This window comes from Streptomyces sp. VNUA24 (assembly GCF_029167005.1).
Lineage (GTDB): Bacteria > Actinomycetota > Actinomycetes > Streptomycetales > Streptomycetaceae > Streptomyces > Streptomyces scabiei.
This window is the reverse complement of sequence record NZ_CP119143.1, coordinates 9892215-9917263: the sequence shown is the minus strand read 5'-3', so window position 1 is coordinate 9917263 and position 25049 is coordinate 9892215. Positions and strand designations below refer to the sequence as shown.

Annotated in this window: 17 protein-coding genes; 12 read left to right on the top strand and 5 right to left on the bottom strand. The window is 71.9% G+C overall.

What is annotated here, in order from left to right:
• Nucleotides 1-33 precede the first annotated feature (33 nt).
• Entirely contained in the window at nt 34-1647 is a 1614-nt protein-coding gene (locus PYR72_RS42660; protein WP_275460266.1) for an MFS transporter, read from the bottom strand.
• Between the two features lie 227 nt (nt 1648-1874).
• Between PYR72_RS42660 and PYR72_RS42655 the strand changes: the two genes are divergently transcribed.
• Nucleotides 1875-2675: a VOC family protein gene (locus PYR72_RS42655; protein ID WP_275460265.1), complete on the top strand. Its 801-nt coding sequence runs from the start codon at nt 1875-1877 to the stop codon at nt 2673-2675.
• Between the two features lie 23 nt (nt 2676-2698).
• Here PYR72_RS42655 and glgX read toward each other — a convergent pair whose 3' ends face one another.
• Together glgX and PYR72_RS42645 are read right to left on the bottom strand one after the other, a co-directional pair.
• On the bottom strand, nt 2699-4798 hold the full coding sequence (gene glgX / locus PYR72_RS42650; protein ID WP_275460671.1) for a glycogen debranching protein GlgX: 2100 nt from the start codon (nt 4796-4798) through the stop codon (nt 2699-2701).
• A gap of 23 nt (nt 4799-4821) precedes the next feature.
• Entirely contained in the window at nt 4822-5334 is a 513-nt protein-coding gene (locus PYR72_RS42645) for a pep a2 (RefSeq protein WP_275460264.1), read from the bottom strand.
• Nucleotides 5335-5601: 267 nt separating this feature from the next.
• Here PYR72_RS42645 and PYR72_RS42640 point away from each other — a divergent pair, with 267 nt between their 5' ends.
• The 7 genes from PYR72_RS42640 (at nt 5602) to PYR72_RS42610 (ending at nt 14482) form a co-directional block, all read left to right on the top strand.
• Nucleotides 5602-5937 carry a DUF5133 domain-containing protein gene (locus PYR72_RS42640; protein WP_275460263.1) on the top strand — a complete coding sequence of 112 codons (336 nt, stop codon included), beginning with the start codon at nt 5602-5604 and terminating at the stop codon, nt 5935-5937.
• Nucleotides 5938-5997: 60 nt separating this feature from the next.
• On the top strand, nt 5998-8013 hold the full coding sequence (locus PYR72_RS42635) for a maltotransferase domain-containing protein (RefSeq protein WP_275460262.1): 2016 nt from the start codon (nt 5998-6000) through the stop codon (nt 8011-8013).
• A complete protein-coding gene (treS, locus tag PYR72_RS42630; protein WP_275460261.1) occupies nt 8010-9731 on the top strand; it encodes a maltose alpha-D-glucosyltransferase in 1722 nt (573 codons plus the stop codon). The genes PYR72_RS42635 and treS overlap by 4 nt, the downstream gene beginning before the upstream one ends.
• Before the next feature lie 29 nt (nt 9732-9760).
• A complete protein-coding gene (locus tag PYR72_RS42625; protein WP_275460260.1) occupies nt 9761-11161 on the top strand; it encodes a maltokinase in 1401 nt (466 codons plus the stop codon).
• Nucleotides 11162-11165: 4 nt separating this feature from the next.
• Complete coding sequence (gene glgB / locus PYR72_RS42620) at nt 11166-13403, top strand: 1,4-alpha-glucan branching enzyme (RefSeq protein ID WP_275460259.1); 2238 nt, start codon at nt 11166-11168, stop codon at nt 13401-13403.
• 249 nt (nt 13404-13652) lie between these two features.
• Complete coding sequence (locus PYR72_RS42615; protein ID WP_275460258.1) at nt 13653-14006, top strand: VOC family protein; 354 nt, start codon at nt 13653-13655, stop codon at nt 14004-14006.
• A gap of 74 nt (nt 14007-14080) precedes the next feature.
• Nucleotides 14081-14482 (top strand): MarR family transcriptional regulator, encoded by a 402-nt coding sequence (locus PYR72_RS42610; RefSeq protein ID WP_275460257.1) that lies wholly within the window; start codon nt 14081-14083, stop codon nt 14480-14482.
• Between the two features lie 17 nt (nt 14483-14499).
• Here PYR72_RS42610 and PYR72_RS42605 read toward each other — a convergent pair whose 3' ends face one another.
• Nucleotides 14500-14922, bottom strand: coding sequence for an SseB family protein (locus PYR72_RS42605; RefSeq protein ID WP_275460256.1), 423 nt, complete (start codon nt 14920-14922; stop codon nt 14500-14502).
• Nucleotides 14923-15156: 234 nt separating this feature from the next.
• Between PYR72_RS42605 and PYR72_RS42600 the strand changes: the two genes are divergently transcribed.
• From PYR72_RS42600 to ligA, 4 genes are all read left to right on the top strand, one after another.
• Nucleotides 15157-16446 (top strand): alpha-L-fucosidase, encoded by a 1290-nt coding sequence (locus PYR72_RS42600; RefSeq protein WP_275460255.1) that lies wholly within the window; start codon nt 15157-15159, stop codon nt 16444-16446.
• A 229-nt stretch (nt 16447-16675) separates the two neighbouring features.
• The gene (locus PYR72_RS42595; RefSeq protein ID WP_275460670.1) at nt 16676-19687 is read left to right on the top strand and encodes a LuxR family transcriptional regulator; all 3012 of its coding nucleotides are present in this window, start codon (nt 16676-16678) and stop codon (nt 19685-19687) included.
• 387 nt (nt 19688-20074) lie between these two features.
• On the top strand, nt 20075-21529 hold the full coding sequence (locus PYR72_RS42590) for a glyceraldehyde-3-phosphate dehydrogenase (RefSeq protein ID WP_275460254.1): 1455 nt from the start codon (nt 20075-20077) through the stop codon (nt 21527-21529).
• Between the two features lie 154 nt (nt 21530-21683).
• Entirely contained in the window at nt 21684-23777 is a 2094-nt protein-coding gene (gene ligA, locus PYR72_RS42585; RefSeq protein ID WP_275460253.1) for an NAD-dependent DNA ligase LigA, read from the top strand.
• Nucleotides 23778-23814: 37 nt separating this feature from the next.
• On the opposite strand, the gene PYR72_RS42580 is transcribed toward ligA, so the two are convergent.
• On the bottom strand, nt 23815-25044 hold the full coding sequence (locus PYR72_RS42580) for a SpoIIE family protein phosphatase (RefSeq protein WP_275460252.1): 1230 nt from the start codon (nt 25042-25044) through the stop codon (nt 23815-23817).
• Nucleotides 25045-25049 lie beyond the last annotated feature (5 nt).

Here is a 25049-nt window from a genome sequence, read left to right as displayed (position 1 = left end):
GGGCCGGGCCGCACGGCCGTCCGGGTTCCGGGCTCAGTGGTGCACGGGCTGCCGGTCCGGTGCCGGTGTCTCCTCGGTGACCCGGGTCCCCGGATGCCGCAGCGCGCACAGGAAGCCGATGCCGAGCGCGATGGCCATCCCGTAGAACACCCACTGGTTGGCCTCGGCGAAGTCCATGCGGATGGCGTCCGCCGAGTCCCGCACCAGCGTGCCGAACGGGCCGTCGCCGCTCGGCGCCTGACTGTCCGCGTTGCCGGTGACCGACTCGGAGACGTTCCGGGCCACGTCCCGCGCGGTGTCGTCCGGCACCCCCTTCGAGGTCAGCGTCTCCACGACGTTGTCGGTGGTGAGGTGCGTGAGGATCGTGCCGTACACCGCGAGACCGACGGCCGCCGCGTAGTTGCGGACGGTCTGGGTGATCCCGGTGACCTCTCCGTAGGAGGCGTTGAGGGACCGGTTCACCGCGTCGGTCGAGGCGGGCGCGAGCAGGAAGCCGATGCCGGCGCCGGCGAGGGCGACGTAGGGCCACTGGTCGTGCATCGAGAGGTCCGTCAGTTTGTTCGCCCACAGGGCGAAGCCGACCGCGCCGAGGGCCGTGCCCAGTTTCAGCGCGGGCCGGGCGCCGCGCTTGTCGAGGATCCGGCCGCCCCACTGGGAGGCGATGGCGAAGCCGATGAAGAAGTACAGCAGGAACAGCGCGGCCTGGTTGGGCGAGGCGCTGAGTGAGACCTGTGCGTACACCGAGGCGAAGAAGAACAGCGGCACGAAGGCGAGCATCGCGAAGAACAGGACGGCCGCGTCGACGCTGAACGCCTTGTCACGGAAGACGTGCAGCTTGACGAGCGGTTCATCGACGCGCAGTTCGTAGGCGCAGAACAGCACCAGGACCGCGAGTCCGCCGATGATGCAGGCCCAGGTGGCGAAGCTGCTCCAGCCCCAGGCGGACGCCTGCTGCAGGCCGAGCACGCTCAGGCCCATGCCGACGGCGACGAGCACGGCGCCGGGTACGTCGAGGCGTTCCCGGCGGGCCTGGTGCGGGATGCGGGCGAGCGCGGTCAGGACGAGCGCGACGATCGCGACGGGCACGTTGACCCAGAAGATCGCCCGCCAGGTCCAGCCGGTGAGCCAGCCGCCGAGCAGCGGGCCGAGCGCGGTGAGCGCGCCGGAGAGTCCGAAGAAGAGGGCGAGCGCCCGGCCCCGTCGGTCGACCGGGAAGACGGCGACGACCACGGCGAGCGCGGCGGGGAACATCAGGGCGGCGCCCAGGCCCTGGGTGGCCCGGAAGGCGATGAGCCAGCCCAGCGCGAAGCTGTCGTCGGGGACGCAGCCGCAGAGCACGGAGGAGACGACGAAGAGCAGGGTGCCGACGACCGCCATCCGACGGTGCCCGAGGATGTCGGCGAGCCGGCCGCCGAGCGCGAAGCACGCGGCCAGGGCGAGCAGATAGGCGTTGACCACCCACTGCATGCCCGACGAGGAGAGACCGAGTTCGTCGACGATGCTGGGGGCGGCGATGGCGACGATGGTCTGGTCGATGAAGGTCATCGACACGGCGAACATCATCGCCGCGAGAGCGAGGGTCTGGTGGGGCGCGGCGGAGCCGGCGGCGGCCGGCCCGGGCCCGGAACGTTCCGTTGTGTCGGCCATGGTCAGAATGTTCCCTTGAGCCGCTGCCGTGCGCATGCTCACGGCGCGGCGGCGCCCGGTAAGGGCCCGGGCCCCTGGTCATCACCCGAACGGCCGTCCGAAGATCGGCCGCCCACCGGGATCGGAACGCCTGCACGGGGGTACTCGACGCGCACCGGCCCCGGATCCGGTTGGACACTGGAGTGCGGCCGGGGTGTGCCGGCGGACGAGACCAGGACGCGACTGCCATGAACAGCGACAGCAATTTCGGGGGCGCGGAGCACGTCGTCTCCAGCCATTCCGTCTTCGGGGCCCCCTGCTGGGTGACCCTCACCAGCCGGGACCTGCCGGCCACGGAGGACTTCTACGCCGCCGTACTGGGCTGGCGATGGCGCACGGCCAAGCTGGGCGACCACTTCCGGATCGCGCTGGCGGGCGGGGTGCCGGTCGCCGGGATCGCCGGGGTGGCGTCCCTGTGGCAGATGGCGGTGGCCTGGACCCCCTACTTCGCGGTGTCCGACGCGGACGCGGCGGCGTCCCGGGCCCGGGAGCGCGGCGGCACGGTCGCCGTCGGCCCCCTCTCCTTCCCGCCCGGCCGGGCGGCCCTGCTGGCCGACCGGCACGGCGCCTCCTTCGGGATCTGGGAGGGCGCCCTGTTCACCGACTGGGAGACCTGGCGCAAGGCATCCCCGGCGTTCATCCGGCTGCACACCCGCGACGCCTTCGACGCCGCGATCTTCTACGGCGAGGTCCTGGAGTGGGCCACCGAGAAGCCCGGCTGCTGCGAGGTCCACTACGAGGGCAACGAGGTGGTGCTGCGCAGCGAGGGCGAGGCCGTCGCCCGGATCACCTCCGGCGCGCTGGAGGCCGCGCCGGACCCCACGATCCGCCCGCACTGGCAGGTGCACTTCTCCGTCTCCGACGTGGCGGCCTGCGTCGAGGCCGCCGAGCACCACGGCGGCACGATCCTGGCGCACGACGCGGACGAGGCGGTGCTGCGCGACCCGGACGGGGCCCAGTTCACGATCACGTCGCGCACCAGGCGCTGACCGTCACCGGGCCCCGGCGCGGGTCAGGTGTCCCGGCAGGGCCGTGACAGCAGGACCAGGCTGCGGGCGTCGACGGTGATCTCCGCGCCCGCCTTGTGCTCCGTCTCGTCGGGGACGCCGTCCGGCTCCGCGGCCGTGTCGAGCAGGCTCGCCCACCGCTCGCCGTACACGGGGCCCGGCAGCCGGAACCGTCTCGGCTCCCAGTGGCTGTTGAGCAGCAGCAGGAAGGAGTCGTCGACGACCCGGCCGCCGTGGGGGTCGGGTTCGGCGATGGCGTCGCCGTTGAGGAAGACGGCCACGGCGTGCGCGTCGGAGCGGTCCCAGTCGGCGTCGGTCATCTCGGTCGCGTCCGGCAGCAGCCACACCAGGTCGGGCAGGGGCTGGTCCGCGCGGGTCGGGGTGTCGCCGCGGAAGAAGCGGCGGCGGCGCAGCACGGGGTGCGCGGCGCGCAGGGCGATGAGGTCGCGGGTGAACGCGAGGAGCGCTTCGCGTTCGGGGTCGGGCCGCCAGTCGAGCCAGGAGATCTCGTTGTCCTGGCAGTAGGCGTTGTTGTTGCCGAGCTGGGTGCGGCCCGACTCGTCGCCGTGGCCGATCATCGGGATGCCCTGGGAGAGCAGCAGTGTGGCCATGAGGTTGCGCTGCTGACGGGCGCGCAGCGCGCGGACGCGGGGGTCGTCGGTGGGGCCTTCGACCCCGCAGTTCCAGGAGCGGTTGACGCTCTCGCCGTCCCGGCCGCCCTCGCCGTTGGCCTCGTTGTGCTTGTCGTCGTACGAGACGAGGTCGCGCAGGGTGAATCCGTCGTGCGCGGTGACGAAGTTGACGCTGGCGCGCGGGCGGCGGCGGCTGTGCTCGTACAGGTCGGCGGAGCCGGTCAGGCGGGAGGCGAACTCGCCGAGCGTGTGCGGACGTCCGCGCCAGAAGTCCCGTACGGCGTCCCGGTACTTGCCGTTCCACTCCGACCACAGCGGCGGGAAGTTGCCGACCTGGTAGCCGCCCTCGCCCACGTCCCACGGCTCGGCGATGAGCTTGACGCGGCTGATCACGGGGTCCTGCTGGATCAGGTCGAAGAAGGCAGAGAGCCGGTCGACCTCGTGGAACTGCCGGGCCAGGGTGGCCGCGAGGTCGAAGCGGAAGCCGTCGACGTGCATCTCGGTGACCCAGTACCGCAGTGAGTCCATGATCAGCTGCAGTACGTACGGGTGCCGCATCAGCAGGCTGTTGCCGGTGCCGGTGGTGTCGTAGTAGTGGCCCCAGTCGCCGTCCACGAGGCGGTAGTAGGAGGAGTTGTCGAGGCCGCGGAAGGAGAGGGTGGGGCCCTTCTCGTTGCCCTCGGCGGTGTGGTTGTAGACGACGTCGAGGATCACTTCGAGGCCGGCCGCGTGCAGGGCCTTGACCATCGACTTGAACTCGCTGACCTGCTGGCCCCGGGTGCCGTGGGCGGCGTAGGCGTTGTGCGGCGCGAAGAACCCGATGGTGTTGTAGCCCCAGTAGTTGGTGAGACCGCGGTCCCGCAGGACGCCGTCCTGGACGAACTGGTGCACGGGCATCAGCTCGATCGCGGTCACCCCCAGCGAGGTGAGGTGCTCGACGACGGCGGGGTGGGCCAGTCCCGCGTAGGTGCCGCGCAGTTCGGGAGGCACGTCGGGGTGGGTGCGGGTGAGGCCGCGGACGTGCGCCTCGTAGATGACGGTGTCGGCGTAGGCCCGCCGGGGCGGACGGTCGTCCCCCCAGTCGAAGTACGGGTCGGTGACGACGCCGAGCATGGTGTGCCCGGCGCTGTCGGCGCCGGGCTCGTACAGGGAGGGGTGGTTGTCCGTCTCCCCGTCCACGGCCCGGGTGTATGGGTCCAGCAGCAGCTTGGCCGGGTCGCAGCGATGGCCGGCGGCGGGGTCCCAGGGGCCGTGCACGCGGTAGCCGTAGCGCTGTCCGGGCCCGATCCCGGGGAGGTGGCCGTGCCAGACGAACCCGTCGGCCTCGGTGAGCCGGACGGTGCGGTGGACACCGTCGTCGTCCACGAGGACCAGGTCGACGCGCTCGGCGACCTCGCTGAACAGCGCGAAGTTGGTGCCGGTGCCGTCGTAGGACGCACCCAGCGGACAGGGGTGCCCGCTCCACACGGGCACCCCTGTCCGGTCCGCTCGCAGCGTCACCGCGCGGCCTCGCAGGCGTCCGGCTCGTCGCCGGGCGCCCCGGCGAGCAGGGCGACCTGCGTCTCGCGGGGCACCTGGAGGACTTCGCGCAGGGCCGGCTCGGGCACGGTGGGCACCAGCGGAACACTCTGGTCGACCGGTGCCCGCTGGGTGAACCAGATGACCGTGCTGCCGGTGGCCGTCGAGCAGCAGCCCCAGCCGTCGCTGAGCGCGGCGATCCGGGTCAGGCAGGGGCGCAGTTCGCGGTCCGGGCGCATCTCGCGGTCGTTCGCGCCGACCGCCGCGATGAGGTGCTGGCCGTTCCACCACATCTCGATCGAGGTGTTCTTGTCCGTCGCGTGTTCGTCGATCGCGCGCAGCAGCAGTTCGGTGTTGTGGCAGACGGCCCCCGACAGGGTCTCCAGGTCCCAGAACCGGAGGTGGGCGGCCAGGATGCGCCGGACCTGGCCGACCCGTTCCGGACCGACCTCCACGTCGAGGTGGTAGTAGCGAGGCACTGCGGTCTTCATCGTCGTTGGCTCCTCACCGGCGAAGCTCCCGCCCCATGAGCACGAAGCGTGAGCACCGATCACTTCTGAGTCAGCTCCAGAGTGGGAGTGCTACGCCATTCGTGCAACACGAGCGACCACCGAGGTAGTTGAAGTGCCAACAAGACGCCGGGTGGCCACCTGTGCACCATGAGTGCAGGCATCGGCTCCGTGAGGCGCCGGTGCCCCTCCGTGCACGACCTCCCCAGGGAAGCGTGCTCCGTCGAGAGTGCCGGGAGGGACCAGCGCATGTTGCTGCCCGCCAAGAACGAGGTGGCGAGACATCTGCGGCGCTACCGCACCTGGGAACGCGCGATGCTCGCGTCCCCGACCGACCGTGCCGCCCGGGACAGTTTCGAGGACTCGGGCTACACGCTGTGCGTCCTGATGGGCAAGCGGTGTGCCCGCGAGGCCGTGACGGCCGCCGAGCGCTATCTGCAGACGAGCCTGCCCGCCTATCTCCAGGAGCAGAGCGGCCGGCCCCAGCCGCCGCAGAACGGCAGGACCCGTAAGGACCAGACCGGCAAGACCCGTTCCGTTCGACACGGTCCGCCGTCCGGGCAGCGTTTCGCGTCAGGGCGGTAGGACCCGTTCCACACCCGTTCGGCCCAGCGCCGATCCCCGAGCACGGCGGAGGTGAGACCCATGAGCCCGATCCCGGCCCCGGCCGTCGGCCGCGTCCCCGTCAGGGACGTCCGCCCGCTCGTCGAGTGCGGCAGGCGTCCCGCGAAGGCAGTCGTCGGCGAGACCTTCGAGGTCACCGCGACGCTCTTCCGGGAGGGACACGGTGTGGTCGCCGCCAATGTGGTGCTCAAGGATCCGGAGGGCCGCCCGGCCCCGTGGACGACGATGCGCGAGCTGGCCCCCGGCACCGACCGCTGGGGCGCCTGCGTCACCCCGACCGCCGTCGGCCGGTGGACGTACCGCGTCGAGGCGTGGAGCGACCCGGTCGCCACCTGGCGTCACACCGCCCGTATCAAGATCCCGGCCGGCATCGACACCGAACTCGTGCTGGAGGAGGGCGCCGAACTCTACGCGCGCGCCGCCGCCGGGGTGCCGGAGGCCGACCTGCACGCGGTGCTGCTGACAGCCGTACGGACACTCCGCGACGACACCCTTCCGGTCGCCGAGCGGCTGGCGGCGGCGTTGGCGCCGGAGGTGGACGAGGTCCTGGCCCGGCATCCCCTGCGGGAGCTGGTCACCTCCTCCGAGCCGTTGCCGCTGCTGGTGGAGCGCGAACGCGCCCTGTTCGGGTCCTGGTACGAGTTCTTCCCCCGGTCCGAGGGCACTCCCGCCCAGCCCCACGGAACGTTCCGCACAGCCGCCCGCCGGCTGCCGGCCATCGCCGCGATGGGCTTCGACGTCGTCTACCTGCCCCCCATCCACCCCATCGGGACGACCTTCCGCAAGGGCCGCAACAACACCCTCTCCCCCACCCCCGACGACGTCGGCGTGCCCTGGGCCATCGGCTCCCCCGAGGGCGGCCACGACAGCATCCACCCCGACCTCGGCACCCTCGACGACTTCGACCACTTCATCACCGAGGCCCGCGGCCTGGGCATGGAGATCGCCCTCGACTTCGCCCTGCAGTGCTCCCCCGACCACCCGTGGGTCTCCAAACACCCCGAGTGGTTCCACCACCGCCCCGACGGCACCATCGCCTACGCCGAGAACCCGCCCAAGAAGTACCAGGACATCTACCCCATCGCCTTCGACGCCGATCTGCCCGGCCTCATCACCGAGACCACCCGGGTCCTGCGGCACTGGATGGACCACGGCGTGCGGATCTTCCGGGTCGACAACCCCCACACCAAACCGGTCGTGTTCTGGGAACAGGTCATCGCCGACATCAACGCCACCGACCCCGACGTCATCTTCCTCGCCGAGGCCTTCACCCGCCCCGCGATGATGCACACCCTGGCCGCCACCGGCTTCCAGCAGTCCTACACCTACTTCACCTGGCGCACCACCAAGGCCGAACTCACCGAGTACGCCACCGAACTCGCCGGTGAGGCCGCCGCCTACATGCGGCCCAACTTCTTCGTCAACACCCCCGACATCCTCCACGCCTTCCTCCAGGAAGGCGGCCGCCCCGCCTTCGAACTCCGCGCCGTCCTCGCCGCCACCCTCTCCCCCACCTGGGGCATCTACTCCGGCTACGAACTGTGCGAGAACACCCCCCTCAAACCCGGCAGCGAGGAATACCTCGACTCCGAGAAATACCAGCTCCGCCCCCGCGACTGGGACACAGCCACACGCGAGGGCCGCACCATCGCACCGCTGATCACCGCGCTCAACGACATCAGACGGCGCCACCCCGCACTGCAAGGGCTCAGGAACCTGCGCTTCCACCACACGGACAACGACGCGGTGATCGCCTACAGCAAGCGCTCCGGCCCGGACGCGGTCGTGGTGGTCGTCAACCTCGACCCCCACCGCGCCCAGGAGGCCACGGTCACGCTGGACATGCCGCAACTCGGCCTCGGCGCCGGCGACGACGTGCCCGTGCGCGACGAGCTGACCGGGGAGAGCTACCGATGGGGAAGGACGAACTACGTGCGGCTGGAACCCGGTCGGGCACCCGCGCACGTCCTCCATGTCCACCTGCCCGTCGACAGCACGTCCGCCTCGGCGCGGACCGGAGGGTCAGCCACACCATGACGACGAACAACCCCATTCCGGACACCTTCGAGGACACGCCGCAGAAGGACCGGGACCCGGACTGGTTCAAACGCGCCGTCTTCTACGAGGTGCTCGTCCGCTCCTTCCAGGACAGCAACGGCGACGGAGTCGGCGACCTCAAGGGCCTCACCGCCAAACTCGACTACCTGCAGTGGCTCGGCATCGACTGCATCTGGCTCCCACCGTTCTTCAAGTCGCCCCTCCGCGACGGCGGCTACGACGTCTCCGACTACACCGCCGTCCTCCCCGAATTCGGCGACCTCGCCGACTTCGTCGAATTCGTCGACGCCGCCCACCAACGCGGCATGCGCGTCATCATCGACTTCGTCATGAACCACACCAGCGACCAGCACCCCTGGTTCCAGGAATCACGGAACAACCCCGACGGACCCTACGGCGACTACTACGTCTGGGCCGACGACGACAAACAGTTCCCCGACGCCCGCATCATCTTCGTCGACACCGAAGCCTCCAACTGGACCTTCGACCCCGTCCGCAAACAGTACTTCTGGCACCGCTTCTTCTCCCACCAGCCCGACCTCAACTACGAGAACCCGGCCGTGCAGGAGGAGATGATCTCGGCGCTGAGGTTCTGGCTGGACCTCGGCATCGACGGATTCCGGCTGGACGCGGTGCCGTACCTGTACCAGCAGGAGGGCACCAACTGCGAAAACCTTCCCGCAACCCACGACTTCCTCAAACGGGTACGGAAGGAGATCGACGCACACTACCCCGACACGGTCATCCTCGCGGAGGCGAACCAGTGGCCCGAGGACGTCGTCGACTACTTCGGCGACTTCGCCAGCGGCGGCGACGAATGCCACATGGCGTTCCACTTCCCCGTCATGCCCCGCATCTTCATGGCCGTACGACGGGAATCCCGCTACCCCGTCTCCGAAATCCTCGCCAAAACCCCCGCCATCCCGTCCAGCTGCCAGTGGGGCATCTTCCTGCGGAACCACGACGAGCTCACCCTCGAAATGGTCACCGACGAAGAACGCGACTACATGTACGCGGAATACGCCAAAGACCCCCGCATGCGCGCCAACATCGGCATCCGCCGCCGCCTCGCCCCCCTCCTGGACAACGACCGCAACCAGATCGAACTCTTCACCGCCCTCCTGCTGTCCCTGCCCGGCAGCCCGATCCTCTACTACGGCGACGAGATCGGCATGGGCGACAACATCTGGCTCGGCGACCGCGACGCCGTCCGCACCCCCATGCAATGGACCCCCGACCGCAACGCCGGCTTCTCCTCCTGTGATCCGGGACGACTGTCACTGCCGACGATCATGGACCCGGTCTACGGCTACCAGGTCACCAACGTCGAAGCGTCCATGTCCTCGCCGTCGTCGCTGCTGCACTGGACCCGCCGCATGATCGAGATCCGCAAACAGAACCCGGCGTTCGGCCTGGGCACCTACACCGAACTGCCCTCCTCCAACCCGTCCGTGCTGGCCTACCTGCGTGAACACGGGGACGACCTGGTGCTGTGCGTGAACAACTTCTCCCGCTTCGCCCAGCCCACCGAACTCGACCTGCGCACCTACGAGGGACGCCACCCCGTCGAACTCATCGGCGGAGTCCGCTTCCCCGCCATCGGCGAACTCCCCTACCTCCTCACCCTCGCGGGCCACGGCTTCTACTGGTTCCGGCTCTCCCGAGTCCTCACCCGCGCCGCCGCCCCAGGGCGTTGAGGCGCGGCCCGGCGAAAGGACGCGTCACCATGTCGAAGACCGCAACCGCACTGCTCCGGCCGGGCAGCGGCGGGCCGGGCGCCGGCGAGGCCGCCGCCGACCTCATGACCTCGCTGGCCGGGCTGCTGCGCGACTGGCTGCCCCGGCAGCGCTGGTTCGCCGGCAAGGACCGGCCGGTCACGGACCTCGCCCTGCTGTCGATGACCGAGCTGTATCCGGGCTGTCTGCACCTGCTCGTGCACACCGGCCAGCCGGGTCACACCGGACACGGCGGGGTGCCGGCGCCGGGCGGCACCGCCGCGGGTGACTGCTACCAGTTGCTGCTCGGTGTGCGGGAGCACCAGGCCCCGCGTCTGGGCCGGGCGCTCATCGGCCAGGCGCAGAAGGGCCCGCTCGCGGGTCTCAGCGTGTACGACGCGCTGTACGACCCCCGCTCGGCCCGGCTGCTGCTCGAACGGCTCAGGCACCCCGGCACGGCGGGCCCGTTGTGCTTCGAGGCGGACCCGGACGTGCGGGTGCCGGACGGGCTCGCGCCCCGGCTGCTGGACGCCGAGCAGTCCAACTCCTCGCTGGTGTACGGGGACGCGTTCATCCTGAAGGTCTTCCGGCGGATCCAGCCGGGGGTCAACCCCGACCTGGAGGTGCCGGGCGCGCTGGCCGGGCAGGGGTGCGGCCGGGTGCCGGCGCCCGTGGCCTGGTTCCGGACGACCGATCCGTTCCCGGCGACCCTCGGTGTGCTGCAGCCGTTCCTGCCCGACGCGTCGGACGGCTGGACGCTGGCGCTCGGCGCGCTCGCCGCCGGTCAGGACTTCACGGCGCAGGCCCGGGAGCTGGGCCGGGCCACGGCGGAGGTCCATCTGGCGCTGGCCTCCGCCTTCCCCTCGGGCGCCCATGACGAGAACGACCGCACGGCCGCCGCGATGACCGAGCGGCTGGACGCCGCCGCCCGTTCCGTACCCGCCCTGCGGCCGTTCGTCCCCGGTCTGCGCACCGCCTTCCGTGCCCTGCTCTCGTGCGACATGGGGCCGCCCGCGCAGCGGGTACACGGCGATCTGCATCTGGGGCAGGTGCTGCGGGCCGGCCGGGAGTGGTTCGTCATCGACTTCGAGGGCGAGCCGTCCCGTCCGCTGGCGGAGCGGTGCGGCACCCAGTCTCCGGTGCGGGACATCGCCGGGATGCTCCGTTCCTTCGACTACGCGGCCCGGCAGCGCCGCCCCTGGCGCCCGGAGTGGGCACGCCGCTGCCGGGAGGCGTACTGCGCCGGTTACGCCGCCCACGCCGGCTGGGACCCGCGCAAGAAGCACGGCCTGCTGCGCGCCTACGAGACGGACCGGGCCGTGTACGAAGTGCTCTACGAGGCCCGGCACCGCCCCGACTGGCTTCCCGTACCGATGGCGGCGATCGAGCGTCTCGCCGTGAGAGGAGACTGAGACCGTGGCCCTGCGCGACACCACTCCCCCCGAGGCGGCGGGCCCGCCCCCGCGCGGGCCCCGGCTGACCGTGCCGGCCCCTCCCCTGGCCCCCGACGACCGTGCGCGGCTGCTCTCCGGCGCCCACCACGACCCGCACGCCCTGCTCGGCGCCCATCCGGTGGCGGGCGGGATCGCCGTGCGGGCGCTGCGGCCGTACGCCCATGCCGTGAGCGTCGTGATCGACGGTGAGCGCACCTACCTCGCCTCGGAGGGCGACGGTCTCTTCTCCGTCCTGCTGCCGCGCGAGGCCGTCCCGGAGTACACGCTGCTCGTCTCGTACGAGGACACCGACCACGAGGTGCACGACCCGTACCGCTTCCTGCCCGCGCTGGGCGAGCTGGATCTGCATCTGATCCGTGAGGGGCGGCACGAGCAGCTGTGGAAGGCGCTCGGCGCCGAACCGATGACGCACCAGGGCGTGACCGGCACCCGGTTCACCGTGTGGGCCCCGAACGCCCGGGGTGTCCGGGTGGCCGGTGACTTCGCCTGTTGGGACGGGACGGCGTTCCCGATGAGGTCCCTCGGGGCGTCCGGGGTCTGGGAGCTGTTCCTGCCGGGGGTGGGCGAGGGCGCCCTCTACAAGTTCGAGATCACCTCCCGCCACGGCCACCGTCTGCTCAAGGCCGACCCGATGGCCCGGCGGGCGGAGGTGCCGCCCGCCACGGCGTCCGTCGTCACCGCCTCGCACTACGCGTGGGGCGACGCGGACTGGATGGCGCGGCGCGGGGACACTCCGGTGCACGAGGCGCCGTTCTCCGTCTACGAGGTCCATCTGCCGTCCTGGCGACCGGGGCTGACGTACCGTCAACTCGCCGATGTGCTGCCGGAGTACGTCCGTGACCTCGGCTTCACCCATGTCGAGCTGATGCCGGTCGCCCAGCACCCGTTCAGCGGGTCCTGGGGGTATCAGGTCACCGGCTTCTACGCCCCGACCGCGCGGCTCGGCTCCCCGGACGACTTCAAGTACCTGGTCGACGCCCTGCACCGGGCCGGTGTCGGGGTGATCCTGGACTGGGTTCCCGCGCACTTCCCCAAGGACGACTGGGCGCTCGGCCGGTTCGACGGGGAACCGCTGTACGAACCCGGGGACAGCCGGCGGGCCGAGCATCCCGACTGGGGCACGTACGAGTTCGACTTCGGCCGTACCGAGGTGCGCAACTTCCTCGTGGCGAACGCGGTGTACTGGTGCGAGGAGTTCCATGTCGACGGGCTGCGGGTGGACGCGGTGGCGTCGATGCTCTACCTCGACTACTCGCGGGACTCCGGCCAGTGGACGCCCAACGTGTTCGGCGGGCGCGAGGATCTGGACGCGGTCGCCTTCCTCCAGGAGATGAACGCGACGGTGTACCGGCGTGCGCCGGGCGTGGTGACCATCGCGGAGGAGTCCACGGCCTGGGACGGCGTCACCCGCCCGACCGACGGCGGCGGCCTCGGCTTCGGGCTGAAGTGGAACATGGGCTGGATGCACGACTCGCTCGGCTACATCGAGCACGAGCCGGTGCACCGCACGTACCACCACGACGAGATGACCTTCTCGATGGTGTACGCGTACAGCGAGAACTACGTCCTGCCCATCTCCCACGACGAGGTCGTCCACGGGAAGCGGGCGCTGGTGTCGAAGATGCCGGGCGACTGGTGGCAGCGGAGGGCGAACCACCGGGCGTACCTGGGCTTCATGTGGGCGCACCCCGGCAAGCAACTCCTTTTCATGGGGCAGGAGTTCGCGCAGGGGGCCGAGTGGTCGGAGGCGCAGGGCCCGGAGTGGTGGCTGCTCGACCCGGGGTACGGCGCCGAGGCGGACCACCGGGAGGTGCGCGACCTGGTCCGTGACCTCAACGCCGTGTACCGGCGGACGCCCTCGCTCTGGCAGCGGGACACCGATCCCGCCGGTTTCCAGTGGGTGTGCGGGGACGCCGCCGACGACAACGTCTTCGCGTTCCTGCGGCTCGACGCGCAGGGAGTGCCTCTCCTGGCGGTGTCCAACTTCAGCCCGGTCGTCCGGGAGGAGTACCGGCTCGGCGTCCCCGAGGAGGTCCCCGCATGGGTCGAGGTGCTGAACACGGACGCCGTGATGTACGGGGGCGGGGGCGTGCACGACCCGGGGCCCGTCGCGCGTGAGCCGGTGGCGTGGCACGGGCGTTCGGGAAGTGTCCGGGTGACGCTGCCACCCCTGGCCACGGTGTGGCTCCGCCCGGCCTAGGTGTGGCGTTTCGCGTGCGGGTGGGTGGGGGTTGCTCGCGCAGTTCTCCGCGCCCCTGAAAAGCAAGGGCTGGGCTTCTAGGGGCGCGGGGAACTGCGCGAGAAGCCCCACCGGACCCGCACCCGACCACGCACGGAAAGCCCCCGAGCCGATCGGTCAGGATCGGAGAAGCCCTGCCGACACCACCGCGCCTAGCGTGGACCTCAGTTCCAGTGACCATGCAATTCAACCCCCTCCGAGGAGCACCCCATGACCGCCGGACTCAAGACCGTCATCTACCCCGTCAAGGACCTGGCCGCGGCGAAGGCACTGTTCAGCGCCCTGCTCGGGGTGGAGCCGTACGCGGACTCGGCGTACTACGTCGGCTTCAAGGACGCGGGCCAGGACGTGGGGCTGGACCCGAACGGCCACGCGAAGGGCATGACCGGACCCGTGCCGTACTGGCACGTCACCGACATCCGCGCGACGCTCACGGGGCTGCTGGGTGCCGGCGCCGAGACGCTGGAGGACGTCCACGATGTGGGCGGCGGCCGGCTCATCGCCTCGGTGAAGGACCCGGACGGGAACCTGATCGGCCTGCTCCAGGACACCGCCGCGGAGTAGGCGCCGGACGCATTCGTTGCGCCTGCACTAGTTGCACAGGCAACAACCACCCCGCCCTCTGTTACCGTGCACATATGGCAGCGAACACGGCCGGCGCCCGGCTTGAGGACGAGTGGCGGGACATCCTGTCCGTGCACGCCCGCACCATGTGCGAGATCGACCGCGTCCTGCATCCGCACGGCCTCGGCGCCAGCGACTTCGAGGTGCTCGACATCCTCGCGTCCGGCCTGGCGGCCGCCACGGCGGCCGGGGACCTGTGCCGGGTGCAGAACATCGCGGAGAAGGTCCACCTCAGCCAGAGCGCGCTGTCCCGGCTGATCGGCCGACTGGAGAAGGACGGCCTGGTGGAACGGTCCGTGTGTGCGGAGGACCGGCGCGGCGTATGGGTCGCTCTCACGGACAAGGGCCGCGCACTGCACGCCGAGGCGCTCCCGCTGCAGCGCGACGCCCTGGCCCGCACACTCCGGCAGGGCTGACACCCCGCCCCTCCGGCTCAGCCGGCCTGCCCTCCCAGCAGGGTGCCCACGTCGTGGGCGTCGAGGGTGAGACCGTGCGGGGAACCGGCGTCGATGGTGAGGGACAGGTCGGCGTCGGCCGGCCACTGGGAGGCGAGGGCACCCAGCGGCACCAGGCGGTAGCGCGCCACGTAGGGCAGGAGTTCGGCCATCGCGGGTTCCGAGGTGAAGACCGGCACGATCTGTTCACCGCCGGGCTGCTCCAGAACCGGCAGCGCCACGGCCGTCGGATCGCTCACGGCCGCCTCGTCGGCGTCGTCCGGCACGGGAATCAGCACGTCGCTGTCGGCGAGGGTGCTCAGCGCGGCCTCGTCGTGGGTGTCGAAGGCGAGCGCGGTCAGCGCACGCTGGGCCGGTGACACGGCCTGGGGCGCGTGGTGACCGTTCGGGGAGATGTCCATGGAAGATCCCAGGTAGTGATGGAAAAGGCCGCCCGGAACGGCGTCCGTACCGGGCGCGTCGCCCTGCGCGTACCCGACACGGACGCGCGCACTCCTCCGTGCCGCTCCGGGTACGGCCCGCCGCTCCGTGTCACACGGGGCAGAGCAGGCCGGTCCCGGTTCGGGGTGAAAACGGACCAGCAGTGGTGACCGGCGCCCACGCGCCCTCCGGAGCCCGCCGCCTAGCGTGACCCTATGACCATGCAACCCTGGTTTCCCGCCGCCAAGCTGGGCATCTTCATCCACTACGGCATCTACGCCGTGGACGGGGTGCCCGAGTCCTGGTCCTTCTACTGGGGCGAGGTGACGCACGAGCGGTACATGAAACAGCTGGACGGCTTCACCGCGTCCGCCTACGACCCGTCGGCCTGGGCCGAGTTGTTCGCCCGGGCGGGCGCGGGATACGCGGTGCTCACCGCGCGCCACCACGACGGCGTCGCCCTGTGGGACACCGCCCACGGCGACCTGGACGTCGTCCGGCGCACTCCGGCGGGCCGGGACCTGATCGGCGGCTACGTGGACGCGCTGCGCGAGCGGGGCCTGAAGGTCGGCCTCTACTACTCGCACTCCGACTGGAACCACCCGGACTACGCGAGCCTGCGCCACCCAGAGATCGACCGGTGGTCGCACACGCACCCGGGCGGCAACGACGCCAACCCCTACGCGCACGCCGCCCCCGGCGAGGAGGACCCGGTGGCGTGGGAGCGTTACCTGGCCTACCGTGACGGCCAGGTGAAGGAGCTGGTGGAGCGGTTCCGCCCGGATCTGCTGTGGTTCGACGGCGAGTGGGAACGCACCGAACAGCAGTGGCGCATCACGGAGTTGGCCGATCTGATCCTCGCGGAGAACCCGGACACCGTCCTGAACGCCCGTATGCTCGGCCGCGGCGACTACGCCACCCCCGAGCAGGGGGTGCCGCTCGAAGCGCCCGGCGGCCCCTGGGAGTTGTGTCTGACGATCAACGACTCGTGGGGTTTCCAGCACACGGACCACAACCACAAGTCGGTGCGGCAGCTGGTGCGTTACTTCACCGAGACGATCGGCATGGGCGGCAATCTGCTGCTGGACGTCGGCCCCCGGGCGGACGGGACGATCCCCGCGGAGCAGGTCGACCGGCTGGAGGGGCTCGGCGCGTGGATCGCGCGGCACTCCGAGGCCGTCCACGGAACGGTCGCCGGGCTGCCCGCCGGGCACCACTACGGCCCGAGCACCCTCTCCGCCGACCGGCGCACCCTGTATCTGACCTGCTTCGACGTGCCGCGCGAGTCCGTCGCGGTGCGGGGGCTGCGCAACCCGGTCCGGAGGGTCACCGTCGTCGGCACCGGCACCGAACTGGGCCACCGGGTGATCGGCGGCCTGGACGCCGTGCCCGGTGTGACCTGGATCGACGCCCCCGAGGAGGCCGACCTCGACCCGTACGCGACCGTGCTCGCCCTGGAACTGGACGGGGAGCTGGACCTCTACCGGGGTACGGGCCGCGACTGACCGCGTACCGAGCACGGAGAAGACGTCGGCGCCGGAGCAGGGCCAGGAGACCCGGCCGCCTGCCCGCTTGACCGCCTGCCTGCCTGCCCGCCCGCCCACCTCCCTGTCGGGAGCTACGTACAATCTTCGGGAATCGGCCGGAGGTTCGTGATCAGGGCTCTCCGGATGGGCTCCGGACGGCCCGGGGCCGGCTTCGGGGGGAATCGCATTGCCGTGGGACGTGGCTCCGCTGGTGAGCAGGGAGACCGAGCTGGCACGGCTCGCCGGAATACTCGACGGACTGACGGGGACCGGCGACGGCCCGGCGGTCCCCGCCCCCGGACCGGCGGTCGTCGACGTCACCGGCGCGGCGGGGATCGGCAAGAGCAGACTGGTCTCGGAGTTCTGCGCGCTGGCGCGGGAGCGGGGCATGACGGTGCTGCGCGGCCGGGCGACCGAGTACGAGCAGCATCTGCCCTACCAGCCCCTCGCCGACGCCCTCACGGACCTCGACTCCGAGACCGGCATCCCGTCCCCGTTCGCCGAGGCGCACACCGTGGACCGCTTCGCGATGCAGCGTGCGGCGGCGGCCTTCCTCGCCCGGGTCGCCCGCACGGGCAAGGGCCTCGTGGTGGCGCTCGACGACGTGCACTGGGCGGACCCGGCGTCCCTGGAACTGCTCGACCACCTCGTACGGCACCCCCCGCGGCGCGCGCCGGTGGTGATCGTGGTGGCGCGCCGCGAACGGCAGACCTCTCCCCGGCTCGTCGCCTCGCTCACCCGGGGCGTGGAGACCGGGACGGTGCTGCGGCTGGAGCTGGGCCCCCTGGACCGTGCCGCGTGTCTCGCGGCGCTCGCCCCGGACCGGCCGCCGGCCCTGGCCGCCGAGCTGTACGCGGCCAGTGAGGGCAATCCGCTGTACTTCCTGGCGCTGCTCCAGGCGGGCAGACCCGCGGGGCTCAGCTCGCTGCTCCTGGACGAGCTGACTCCCCTGACCGACGCCCAACGCGCCACGGTCCAGGCCGTGGCCGTGCTCGGCGACCATGCCGCACCCGCGCTGGTGGCGGCCGTCACCGGGCGGGACGAGATGGAACTCGACGCGGATCTGAGGGAGTTGACGGCTCGTGATCTCGCACGGCCGGGGCCGGACGGCCGCTGGGCCCTGCGGCATCCCGTGCTGCGCTCCCTCGTCCACGACACCACCGACCCCCTGCTGCGCACCCGGACGCACCACCTCGCCGCCGCCGAACTGGCCCGGATCGGGGCGCCGGTCACCGAGCGGGCACACCACGTCGAGCGTTCGCTGACCGGCTGGGACCCGGACGCCGTGACCGTCCTCACCGAGGCTGCCCGGCAGGCCGCCGCGACCGCGCCGGCGAGCAGCGCGCACTGGCTGGGCGTCGCCCTCACCCATCTGCCGGAGCGGCCTGCGCACGGGGCGCTGCGCCGCGACCTCATGCTGCGGCGGGCCGAGGCGCTCGGCGCCTGCGGCGGGCTGCTGGAGAGCCGGGACCTGCTGCACGAGGTGATCAGCCTGTCGCCGCCGGGCACCGACGACGGCGTACGGGCCGGCGCGGTCACCCTGTGCGCGGTCATGGAACGCCATCTGGGCCGGTACGCGGAGGCCATCGCCCTGCTGCGCCGCGAACTGGCCCGCGGCGCCGACCTCTCCCCCGCGGAGACCGTCCAACTCGGCCTGGAACTGGGCTCGTCCGCCCCGCACGCCAGCTCCTACCCGGACGTGCGCGACGACGTGGTCCGCACCCTGGAGCTGGCCCGGTCACTGGGCGACGAGGTCGCGGAGGCGGGGGCGCTCGCCGTCACCGCGCTCGGGGAGGCGTACGAGGGGAACATGGTGGCCGCCGCCGAGGCCGCCGACCGGGCCGGCGCGCTCATCGACTCCCTCACCGACCAGGATCTCGCGGGCCTGTGCGAACCGCTGGCCCGGCTCGGCTGGGCGGAGGCGTTCCTCGAACGGTACGCCGACGCCGAACGGCACGCCGGGCGCGGTCTCGCCATCGCCCGACGCGGCGGCCTGCTCTACGTGGTGCCGCATCTGCTGCTGTGCCTGTCCCACATCCAGGTCATGACCCTGCGGCTGGGGCCGGCCCTCGAACTGGCGGAGGAGGCGGAGACCATCGCCCGGGGCATCGGCAGCGACGAACTGCTCGCGTTCGTCCTGGCGTCGAAGGCCCAGGCACTGGTCCCCGCTCTCCCGCCGGGCGACGGCGGCGCGCTGGCCGTCGCCGAGGAGGCCGTGGCGCGGGCCGGTGCCGGCACCCGCTGGTGGGCGTCCATCGCCTGGTGCATGCTCGGGTACGCCGCGCTCCACACCGGTGATCCGGCGCGGGCCCGCGCGGCGGTGATCCGGGCGGGCGGGGAGGATCTCGGCGGCCTGCAGCCGAGCATGCGGCCCCTGTTCATGGAGATCCTGGTGACCGCCGCCGTCGTCGCCGGGGACCGCGATCAGGCCCGGCAGTGGGCGGACCGCGCCCGCAAGGAGGCGGAGCGGCTCGGTCTCGTGGCGCAGCGGGCGTCGGCGCTGCGCAGCTCGGCGCATGTGCCGCTGGCCGACGGCGACCTGGCGGCCGCGGCCGACCTGTTCGAGCGGGCCGCGGCGGAGGCGGCCCGGGGCGGGGGCCGGCTGTGGGAGGCTCAGACACTGCTGCTGGGGGCGCCCCTGACCGCGTCCGCGGGACGCACGGCCCGGGCTCGCGCCATGTGGGAGCGCGCCCTGCGGCTGAGCACCGAGGGGGAGGCCCATCTGCTGACCGGCCTCGCGGAGGTGATCCGGCCGACGGTCCTCGACGCGGAGCGGACGGCGGGGGCGGTGACAGGCCCGGGGACGGCGGGTGTTCCGGAGGTCGCGGGCGGGAGCGGCGGGGAGCCGGGCGCGGGTCGCGTGGCGGGCGCGGTGACCGGTCCGGGCGCGGGTCCGGTGGCAGGTGCCGTGGCAAGTGCCGTGACCGGACCGGGGGCAGGGCCGGCGACCGGTGCGGGGGCGCGTCCGGGCGGGGGCGCCGACGGGCCGTCACGGGAGGCGGCGTCCGAGGAACTGGCGGTACTGTCGCCGCGGGAACGGGAGATCGCCGCTCTCGTCGCCAAGGGCCTGACCAGCCCCGCCATCGCCGAACGACTGTTCCTCAGCCCGCGTACGGTCGAGACCCACCTCTCCCGCATCTACCGCAAGACCGGCGTGACGTCGCGGGCCGCGCTGGCGGCGCTGCAGGTACGCGAGGAGCTGCGCGACGGGGGCGCGTGAGCCCTCCTCGGCACGCGATCGGGCGCGGTCGTGACGCGGCGGCGGGGTGCGCGGCGCGCCCGATTACGTAGTCTCCCCGATACCGGGCACGCCCGCGGTCCGGAACGATCGCTTCTGGAACCACGAGGCGGGGCCGACCATGCCGGCCGCACACCTCGAACACGCCGGGTCGCCGCCGCGGAGGGGGCGGCGGCGACCGGGCTCCCCGGCGTCGGCCGCTCCCGGGCCGACGCCGCCCGGCCGCCCCGGGCAGCCAGGGCCCGCCCCATTGAACCCGGCCCGCCCCATTGAACCCGTGCGACCGCACGCGCTTCCCGCACCCCTCGTTCGTCTCCTCCGAGCGGGGTGGTTAGCATATGAGCGCCGCCTAGCTCGAAAGATAAACTTGTGACTGTCAACGAGGACTCGTTCACCCAATGGAAGAACCGCGAGGAGATCGCGGAGTCGATGATCCCGATCATCGGGAAGCTGCACCGTGAGCGGGACGTGACGATCCTGCTGCACAGCCGCTCCTTGGTGAACAAGTCGGTGGTCAGCATCCTGAAGACCCACCGGTTCGCCCGGCAGATCGCCGGTGAGGAGCTGTCGGTCACCGACACCCTGCCGTTCCTGCGGACCCTCACCTCGCTCGACCTCGGCCCCTCCCAGATCGACATCGGCCTGCTCGCCGAGGCCCACCGGGCCGACGACCGGGGGCTGTCGGTCGAGGAGTTCACCGCGGAGGCCGTCGCCGGTGCCACGGGCGCCAACAAGATCGAGGGCGGCGAGGGACGCGACGTCGTCCTCTACGGCTTCGGCCGCATCGGCCGCCTCGTGGCCCGCCTGCTCATCGAGAAGGCCGGCTCCGGCAACGGTCTGCGGCTGCGCGCCATCGTGGTGCGCGGCGGGGGTGAGCGGGCCGGCGAGGACATCGTCAAGCGGGCGTCCCTGCTGCGCCGGGACTCCATCCACGGCCAGTTCCAGGGCACGATCACCGTCGACGAGTCGACCAGCACGATCAACGCCAACGGCAACGAGATCAAGGTGATCTACGCCGGCGACCCGTCCGAGATCGACTACACCGAGTACGGCATCAAGAACGCCATCCTCATCGACAACACCGGCAAGTGGCGCGACCGCGAGGGCCTGTCGACGCACCTGCGCCCGGGCATCGACAAGGTCGTCCTGACCGCGCCCGGCAAGGGTGACGTCCCGAACATCGTGCACGGCGTCAACCACGACACGATCAAGCCGGACGAGCGGATCCTGTCCTGCGCGTCCTGCACCACCAACGCGATCGTGCCGCCGCTGAAGGCGATGGCCGACGAGTTCGGTGTGCTGCGCGGTCACGTGGAGACCGTCCACTCGTTCACCAACGACCAGAACCTGCTGGACAACTACCACAAGTCCGACCGCCGGGGCCGGTCCGCGCCGCTCAACATGGTCATCACGGAGACGGGCGCCGCCTCCGCCGTCGCCAAGGCGCTGCCCGACCTGAAGGCGCCGATCACCGGCAGCTCGATCCGTGTGCCCGTCCCGGACGTCTCGATCGCGATCCTCAGCCTGCGCCTCGGCCGGGAGACCGACCGCGACGAGGTCGTCGACTACCTCCGCGGCGTCTCGCTGACCTCGCCGCTCAAGCGCCAGATCGACTTCACCAACGCCCCCGACTCGGTCTCCAGCGACTTCATCGGCTCCCGCCACGCCTCGATCGTCGACGCGGGCGCCACCAAGGTCGACGGCGACAACGCGATCCTCTACCTCTGGTACGACAACGAGTTCGGCTACTCGTGCCAGGTCATCCGGGTCGTCCAGCACGTCTCCGGCGTGGAGTACCCGACGTACCCCTCCCCGGCGGTCTGATCCACCGGGACACGAAACACGGGACTCAGGACCGCGGGCCGGACGGGGCATCCCCCGTCCGGCCCGCGGCGCGTCCGTGCCCCTGGGCCGCAGGGCCCGGGGCCGGCCCTCGCGGACAACGACGCCGGGGGCGTTGTCAGTGGTGGGAGGCAGGATGGCTCCCATGACGACTTCAGTTGCAGTGATCGTGGATGCCGCCGCCTACGCCCAGGCCGTCGAGGACGCGGTCCGCGCCTCGGCCGCGTACTACACCGGCGGAACCTCGGCGCTGGACGACGACACCTACGACCGTCTCGTGCGCGGCATCGCGGTGTGGGAGGCGGCCCATCCCGAGCAGGTGCTGCCGGAGTCGCCCACCGGGAAGGTGGCCGGCGGAGCCGTCGAGGGGGACGTGCCCCACACGGTCGCGATGCTGAGCCTGGACAACGTGTTCTCCGCCGAGGAGTTCACGGCGTGGACGGCGTCGCTGGCCCGGCGGATCGGGCACGACGTGGAGCGGTTCGGTGTGGAGCCGAAGCTCGACGGGCTGGCGGTCGCCGCCCGGTACAGCCGGGGGCGGCTCACGCGGCTGATCACGCGGGGCGACGGGACGGCCGGGGAGGACGTCTCGCACGCCATCGGCACCATCGAGGGCCTGCCGCGGGAGCTGGCCGAGCCGGTGACGGTCGAGGTGCGCGGCGAAGTCCTCATGACGACCGCCCAGTTCGAGCACGCCAACGAGGTGCGCACCGCACACGGCGGGCAGCCGTTCGCCAACCCGCGCAACGCCGCGGCGGGCACGCTGCGCGCCAGGGAACGGGCGTACACCGTGCCGATGACGTTCTTCGGGTACGGACTGCTGGCGCTGCCCGGCACGGACGCCGACTCGGCCGCGCACCTGGGCGAGCCGGCCCACAGCGAGCTGATGGCGCGGGCCGCCGAGCTGGGGGTGAACACCACCGCGAGCACGGCCGTCCCCGGTGTCACCGCCGCCACGGTCGAGGAGGTCCTGGACCGGGTCAAGGAGATCGCCGGGCTGCGGGCGGAGCTGCCGTTCGGCATCGACGGCATCGTGATCAAGGCGGACCTGGCCGCCGACCAGCGTGCCGCCGGGTCCGGTTCACGCGCCCCGCGCTGGGCGATCGCCTACAAGCTGCCGGCCGTCGAGAAGATCACGCGGCTGCTGGAGGTGCAGTGGAACGTCGGCCGCACCGGCATCATCGCGCCGCGCGGAGTGCTGGAGCCCGTCGAGATCGACGGCTCCACCATCACGTACGCCACGCTCCACAACCCGGCGGACATCACCCGCCGTGACCTCCGCCTGGGCGACCACGTCATGGTGCACCGCGCCGGTGACGTCATCCCCCGCGTCGAGGCACCCGTGGCCCATCTGCGCACCGGCGACGAACAGCCCATCGTCTTCCCCGAGGTGTGCCCCAGATGCGGCTCCGCCATCGACACCGGTGAACAGCGCTGGCGCTGCGAGAACGGCCGCAACTGCCATCTGGTCGCCTCCCTCTCGTACGCCGTGGGCCGCGATCAGCTCGACGTGGAGGGGCTCGGGCACACCCGGGTCGTCCAGCTCGTGGAGGCGGGCCTGGTCGCCGATCTGGCCGATCTGTTCGCCCTCACCCGGGAGCAGTTGCTGGGCCTGGACCGCATGGGCGAGACCAGCACCGACAACCTCCTCGCCGCGCTCGACACGGCCCGGGGGCGACCGCTGTCGCGGGTGCTGTGCGCGCTGGGTGTGCGGGGCACCGGGCGCTCCATGTCCCGCCGTATCGCCCGCCACTTCGCCACCATGGACAACATCCGTGCCGCGGACGCCGAGGCGATCCAGCGGGTCGAGGGCATCGGCACCGAGAAGGCCCCGTCCATCGTGGCCGAGCTGGCCGAACTCGCCCCGCTCATCGACAAACTGGTGGCGGCCGGGGTGAACATGACGGAGCCGGGCGCCACACCTCCCGCCCCGGCCGGCGACCAGGAAGGACCGGAGGAGGGCGCCGAGGGCACCGGCGGGCCGCTCGCGGGGATGGCCGTGGTGGTCACGGGAGCGATGACCGGCGTCCTGGAGAAGCTCAGCCGCAACCAGATGAACGAACTCATCGAGCGGGCCGGGGGGCGCGCCTCCTCCAGCGTCTCCAAGAAGACCTCCCTGGTCGTGGCGGGCGAGAACGCCGGCTCCAAGCGGGCCAAGGCCGAGAGCCTCGGCGTCCGGCTGGCCGACCCGGACGAGTTCGCCGCGCTGGTGGCCGACTTCCTCGACTGACAGCCTCGGAACGTGCGCCGTGGGGGGGCGGCCGGGATCAGAGCTGGAGGATGACGAGGGCCGCGTCGTCGGTGGCCCGGCCGGCGGGGAGGAGGTCTAGCAGGAGGGCGTCGGCGAGAGGTTCGGGGCCAACCCGGCGGTGGCGGGTGAGCGCGTCGGCGAGGCGGCCGAGGCTGTGGTCGATGTCCTCGCCGCGGCGTTCGACCAGGCCGTCGGTGTAGAGGACGAGCAGGTCGCCCCCGGTGAAGTCGACGGTGGCCTCGGGCCGGGGCGTGTGTTCCGGGCGGGCTCCGAGCGGGGGATCGGTGGCCCCGTCGAGGAACACGACCTCACCGTCACGGCACAGCAGCGCGGGCGGCAGATGTCCGGCGCTGCTGTAGGTGATCGTGCGGGTGTCCCAGTCGACGCAGGTCTGCACGGCGGTGGTGTTCTCGGCGCCGTCGACGGAGCGGGCGTACAGGCCGAGCGCGTCCAGGGCCTGTGCGGGACCGTCCGCCACCAGGGACGCGGCGGACAGCGCGCTGCGGAGCTTGCCCATGACGCAGGCGGCGGCCAGGCCGTGTCCGACCACGTCACCGACGGCGATGCCGATGCGGTCGACACCGGTCAGGTCGACCAGGTCGTACCAGTCGCCGCACACGTTCAGCGCGTCGGTCGCGGGCTGGTAGCGCACCGCCGCCCGGTGGTGACCGAGCGGGTTGGGTGCGGGCAGCATCGCCGTCTGCAGGGCGAGCGCGACCTCCCGCTCATGGGCGTGCGCCTCGCGCAGCCGCTCGTTGACCTCCTGCAGCTCACGGGCCCGGGTGTACAGCTCGGCCTCCAGCACGCTGGCCCGGTCGCCCGGGGAGCGCTCCCGGGCGCGGATCAGCTCGGTGACCTCCTCGACCTTGTGGATCAGGAGGACCACCTTGCCGTCGGGGCCGATGATCGGCGCGTTCACCGGGCTCCAGTACCGCTCCTCCCACTCCCCCGGCCGCTCCGCCGACTCCACGTCGTAGCGCTGCAGCGCCATCGCGTCGCGCTCACCGGTCTCCACCACCCGGTGCAGGGAGGCGGCCAGATTGCGCATCCCGCTCGCCGAGGAGTCGGCGGGGTTGTCGGGGAACACGTCGAAGAGGTACCGGCCGACCACCTGCTCGCGGGTGCGCCCCGACAACCGCAGGAACTCCTCGTTCGCGTCCGCGTACACCAGCTCGGGTGTCAGCAGCGCCACCATGCCCGGCAGCGCCTGGAACACCGCCGCGTAGTCGTTCGCCGTGTCCGTCATGGTCG